Source organism: Paraburkholderia sp. EG287B (assembly GCF_040965595.1).
Taxonomy (GTDB): Bacteria; Pseudomonadota; Gammaproteobacteria; order Burkholderiales; family Burkholderiaceae; genus Paraburkholderia.
This window is the reverse complement of record NZ_JBFRCG010000086.1, coordinates 1-518: the sequence shown is the minus strand read 5'-3', so window position 1 is coordinate 518 and position 518 is coordinate 1. Positions and strand designations below refer to the sequence as shown.

Annotated in this window: 1 protein-coding gene and 1 pseudogene; both read left to right on the top strand. The window is 67.4% G+C overall.

The window, feature by feature from the left end; translation table 11 throughout:
- Positions 1-26: 26 nt before the first annotated feature.
- Positions 27-155: pseudogene (locus AB4Y40_RS42815) on the top strand (hypothetical protein); the annotation flags it as partial.
- A gap of 73 nt (positions 156-228) precedes the next feature.
- A partial coding sequence (locus AB4Y40_RS42810; protein ID WP_368692990.1) for a type VI secretion system baseplate subunit TssF occupies positions 229-518 on the top strand: 290 nt, incomplete at its 3' end.

Below are 518 nucleotides of genomic sequence, written 5' to 3'. Positions count from 1 at the left end.
AGCCCGAGGCCGCGCGGCGCCTGGGCATGCAGTACGGCCAGGAGAACGACCAGGTCCGTGCGGTCAACGAAGCCTTCGCATTCGTGATGGCGCAATTGCGCATGAAACTCGACGACGGCATGCAGGAACTCACCGGCGAGATGCTCGACAACATTTACGAGCACATGGCGCGCGCGATCCCGTCTCTGTCGATCATCGAATGTACGCCACTGAACAGGGGGGGCGAAGGTGGCGCAGATTCCCGCCGGGGCCGTGGTGCGCTCGGCACCGGTCGGTCCGGATCGGGTGCAGTGTCCGTTCCGCACGACGCAGGCAGTCGGGCTGCTGCCGCTCTCGATCGAGGATGCAGGGGTGGCAGTACGCGCCGATGGGCGCACGGTCATCCGCCTGGCGTTCGGCCTCTGGTTCGGCGACCAGCGCGAGCATACCGACCTGTCGCGCATCCGCCTCTACCTGCATGGCGACAGGCCCGCCGCCGCCGCGCTGTATGCTGCACTGACGCGCCAGATCGCCGCCAT